A 5,054-nucleotide genomic window follows, 5' to 3' on the forward strand; every position below is an offset into this window, starting at 1 on the left:
GAGGATGAGGTGGCGTACGCCGTGTTCGGTGACGAGGTGGCGGGCGACGAGGGAGCCCAGGGCGCCGGTGCCGCCGGTGATGAGGACGGTCCCGGACGGGTCCAGATCAAGGGTCGCCGGGTCGGTGCCGGTGACTGGCACCCGGGCCAGACGCGGCACGCGAACCGTGCCGTGACGGAGCGCGGCCTCGGGCTCGTCGGAGGCGATGACCGGCCACAGCGCACCGAGTTCGGGCGACACTTCATCGGTGTCGATCAGGACGAACCGGTCGGGGTTCTCGGCCTGCGCGGAGCGTACGAGGCCCCAGACGGGAGCGTTGGCCAGGTCGGTGACAGCGTCCTCGGGACCGGCGGCGATGGCACCACGCGTGACGAAGACCAGGCGGGAGTCGGCGAAGCGGTCTTCCGCCAGCCACTCCTGAACCAGGGCCAGGGCCCGGTGAGCGGCGAGGCGTGCGGCGTCCGCTGTACCCGTGCCCTCCTCGGCATCGAGGGGGACGAAGACGACCTCGGGGATCGTGTCGGCGGCGACGAGGCCGGTCAGGTCCGCGAACAGAGGACCGTTCGCGAAGGAGGTCGCCCCACCCAGTACGGCGTAGGACTTGGACTCGGCGTCCGGCACCGACAGCTCCGGCCACTCCACGTGGAACAGGGACTCGGCGAAGTTCCCGGTGCCTGCGGTGAGTTGTTCGGTGGTGATGGCGCGGAGTACGAGGGAGTCCGCGGTGGCGACGGGGGTGCCGGTTTCGTCGGTTGCGGTGATGGATACGGCGTCGGTGCCGTCGGGTGTGAGTTTGACGCGGAGTACGGAGGCTCCGGTGGCGTGGAGGGTTACGCCGGTCCAGGCGAAGGGCAGGTGTGCGTGGTCGGTTGTTTCGGTGAAGTCGCCGAGGGCTACGGCGTGCAGGGCGGCGTCCAGGAGTGCGGGGTGCAGTCCGAAGCCGTCGGTGGTGGTGTCCTCGGGGAGGGCGACCTCGGCGTAGACGTCGTCACCGAGCCGCCAGGCGGCACGCAGACCCTGGAACACCGGCCCGTACGAGAGACCGACCGCCGTCAAGTTGGCGTAGAGACCGTCGAGTTCCACGGCCTCGGCGCCCTTCGGCGGCCACACCGACAGCTCGGGCGAGGCGACCGGGGCGGTGTCGTTCAGCGAGCCGACCGCGTGCAGGGTCCATGAGGTGTCGGGCTCGGCGTCGTCGCGGCGCGAATAGATGGCGACGGACCGGCGCCCCCCCTCGTCGGCGGCCTCCACCGCGACGCGCAGCGCGACACCCCCGTGCTCGGGGAGTACGAGCGGGGCCTGGAGCGTCAGCTCCTCCAGGGACCCGCAGCCGACCTGGTCGCCGGCGTGGATGGCCAGCTCGACCAGTCCGGTCCCGGGGACGAGGACGGTGTCCATGACAGTGTGGTCGACGAGCCAGGCGTGCGACTGGAGGGACAGCCGCCCCGCGAGGAGCACCTCGTCGGACTCCGGGATGGTCACGGCGGCGCCCAGCAGCGGATGCCCGGTCGTCCCGAGGCCGAGGCTGGTCGCGTCACCACCGGGGGCCGGCATGTCCAGCCAGTAGCGCTCGTGCTGGAAGGCGTAGGTCGGAAGATCGACGCGCTGTGCGCCCCGGCCTGCGAAGACGCCGTCCCAGTCGAGATGCCGTCCGCGTATGTGGGCTTGGGTGACGGCCTGGGTGAGGGTTTCGGTTTCGGGGCGGTTCTTGCGGAGTACGGGGGTGAAGAGTGCCTCTTCTGTGTCGGTGAGGGTTTGCTGGGCCAGGGCGGAGAGGGTGCCGTCGGGGCCCAGCTCGATGAAGGACGTGACGCCTTGTTCGGCGAGGTGGGTGATGCCGTCGGCGAAGCGGACGGCTTGGCGGACGTGGCGGACCCAGTAGTTGGCGGTGCAGAGGTCGTCGGGGGTGGCGAGCCGGCCGGTGAGGTTGGAGACGACCGGGATGCTCGGAGTGCCGTAGGTCAGGCCCGCCGCGATGGTGCGGAACTCGTCCAGCATGGGTTCCATGCGCGGCGAGTGGAAGGCGTGGCTGACGCGCAACTGGTGGACCTTGCGGCCCTGTTCACGCCAGTGCTCCAGCACCTCGATCACCGCAGTCTCGTCACCGGAAACCACGACGGACGTGGGCCCGTTGATGGCGGCGATGGCGATCTCGTGCTCGCGGCCTTCGAGCGTCTCCAGAACCTCAGCTTCGGTGGCCTGGATGGCTGCCATGGCCCCACCGGCCGGGAGGGCCTGCATGAGGCGTCCACGAGCGGCGACGAGCTTGACGGCATCTTCCAGAGTGAAGACCCCGGCCACATGGGCGGCGGCCAGTTCACCCACGGAGTGCCCGACGAGGAAGTCAGGGGTCAGACCCCAGGCCTCCACCAGCCGGAAGAGTGCGACCTCAATGGCGAAGAGCGCGGCCTGCGTGTACACGGTCTGGTCGATCAGACCGGCGTCCGTCCCGTCCGTGCCGAAGACGACATCCTTCAGCGGACGCTCAAGCAGCCCGTCAAACTGCCCGCACACCTCATCGAAAGCCGCGGCGAACACCGGATACGTCTCGTACAGTTCGCGGCCCATTCCGGCCCGCTGGCTGCCCTGCCCCGTGAACAGGAACGCCAGCTTGCCGCGCCGCACGCTCCCCGAGGCCACCGCGCCCGACGCATCCCCGGACGCCAACGCCTGCACACCCGTCAGGAGTTCATCGACATCGGAGCCGGTGATGACGGCCCGGTGCTCGAAGCGGGCCCGCGTCACAGCGAGGGAGTAGCCCACGTCCGCCGGACGCAGCTCGGAGTTCTCCCGTACGAAGGAGTGCAGCCGCTCGGCCTGCGCCCGCAGCGCCCCCTCCGTCTTACCGGACAGCACCCACGGCACGACCCCACCAGCAACAGGAGCCTCGGGGGCCGCTTCGGTGTCGGCGGCGTCGACGGCAGTCGGCGCCTGCTCCAGCACCACATGGGCGTTCGTGCCACTGACGCCGAACGACGACACCGCGGCCCGTCGGGGTCGGCCGGTCTCCGGCCACTCCCGTGCCTCGGTCAGCAGCGACACCGCGCCCGCGGTCCAGTCGATCTTCGAGGAAGGAGCGTCCACGTGCAGGGTCTTCGGCATGACACCGGCGCGCAGCGCGAGGACCATCTTGATGATGCCCGCGACACCGGCCGCCGCCTGCGTGTGACCCACGTTCGACTTGAACGACCCCAGCCACAGGGGCTGCTCCGCGGAACGCTCCTTGCCGTAGGTGGCCAGCAGCGCCTGGGCCTCGATCGGGTCACCGAGCCGCGTGCCCGTGCCGTGGGCCTCGACGACATCCACATCGGCCGTCGACAGGCCGGCGTTCGCGAGGGCCTGACGGATGACGCGCTGCTGGGACGGGCCGTTGGGGGCGGTCAGGCCGCTGCTCGCGCCGTCCTGGTTGACGGCCGAGCCGCGGACGACCGCGAGCACCTTGTGGCCGTTGCGCTCCGCGTCCGAGAGCCGCTCCAGGAGCAGCATGCCGACGCCCTCGGAGAACCCCGTTCCGTCGGCCGCGTCGGCGAAGGCCTTGCAGCGGCCGTCGAGCGCGAGGCCCCGCTGGCGTGAGAACTCCAGGTACGTACCGGGGGTCGCCATCACGGTGGCGCCACCGGCCAGGGCGAGGGTGCAGTCGCCGTTGCGCAGCGCCTGGGCGGCCAGGTGCAGTGTCACGAGGGACGACGAGCACGCCGTGTCCACGGTCACGGCGGGGCCTTCCAGGCCCAGGGTGTAGGAGACGCGGCCGGAGGCGACGCTGCCGGAGCCGCCCGTGCCCAGGAAGCCCTCCAGGCCCTCGGGGATGCCCTCCTGCGCGGGAGACGGCGTGTAGTCGGTGTTGTTCATCAGGCCCGCGAACACACCGGTCTTGCTGCCGTGCATCGACTCCGGGTCGATCCCGGCCCGCTCGAAAGCCTCCCAGGAGGCTTCGAGCAGCAGTCGCTGCTGCGGGTCCATCGCCAGCGCCTCACGCGGCGAGATCCGGAAGAAGGTGGGGTCGAAGTCCCCGGCGCCTTCCAGGAATCCACCGCGAGGCACCCGCTTCTCGCCGGTATCGCCGGCCGCCTCCTCGTCCGCGAGCGACAGGGCGTCGAGGTCCCACCCGCGATCGGCGGGGACCTCCGTGATGCCGTCCCGCCCGTCGGCGACCAGCTGCCACATCTCCTCGGGCGTGGTGATTCCACCCGGGTAGCGGCAGGCCATGCCGATGACGGCGATCGGCTCGCGATCCTTGTCCTGCGCCTCCTGGAGGCGGCGCCGGGTATCGCGCAGGTCGGCCGTCGCCCGCTTGAGGTAGTCGACCAATTTTTCTTCGTTCGACACTGAGGTCACTCCACTGTGAGGGCTACGACGTGCGGGTTTCAGGACTGGCCAAGTTCGTTGTCGAGCAAGTCGAACAACTCGTCGGCTGTCGCCGACTCCAGCGCGTCGTCCGGTGCCGCGCCGTTCGTTTCGGTCTGGGCGTCGGTCCACTTCGACATCACGGCCCGCAGCCGGGCGGTGATCGCGGAACGCTCGTCGGCGCCGCCGTCGATCTCCGCGAGCAGCGATTCGAGCTTGTCCAGCTCGGAGTGGACGGACAGCGCGGACGCGCCCGTCTCCGTGCCGAGTTCCGCCGCGAGGTAGTCGGCCACGGCGGCCGGGGCCGGGTAGTCGAAGATCAGCGTGGCCGGCAGCCGGAGCCCGGTCGCCCTGCCGAGCTGGTTGCGCAGTTCGACGGCCGTCAGCGAGTCGACACCCAGCTCCAGGAAGCCGCGCTTCGGGTCGATGTCATCGGGTCCCGCGAAACTGAGGACGGCGGCCGTCCGCGTACGGACGAGGTCGAGCAGCAGCTCCGCGCGCTTCTCCGCGGTGAGGCCGGCGAGACGCTCCGTGAACGCCTGCGACTCGACGACCGCGGTGGCCTGCCGCGCGCTGCGGCGGCCGGGCGTACGGACGAGTCCGCGGAGCAGCGGGGGTACGCCGGTCGAGGTGGCCTGGGCGCGTACGGCGGCCAGGTCGAGGCGTACGGGTACGAGCAGGGTCTGCTCGGCCGTCCACGCGGTGTCGAG

General features: G+C 70.9%; 2 protein-coding genes. Both read right to left on the bottom strand.

The window, feature by feature from the left end:
• On the bottom strand, nt 1-4,368 hold a 4,368-nt coding region (locus ACFZDI_RS35875), incomplete at its 3' end, for a beta-ketoacyl synthase N-terminal-like domain-containing protein (RefSeq protein WP_391256752.1).
• Nucleotides 4,365-5,054 (bottom strand): phosphopantetheine-binding protein (locus tag ACFZDI_RS35880; RefSeq protein ID WP_391256749.1); only part of this gene is annotated, 690 nt, incomplete at its 5' end. The genes ACFZDI_RS35880 and ACFZDI_RS35875, both read right to left, overlap by 4 nt.

The sequence above is a fragment of the Streptomyces sp. NPDC007907 genome, assembly GCF_042959365.1.
Lineage (GTDB): Bacteria > Actinomycetota > Actinomycetes > Streptomycetales > Streptomycetaceae > Streptomyces > Streptomyces indiaensis.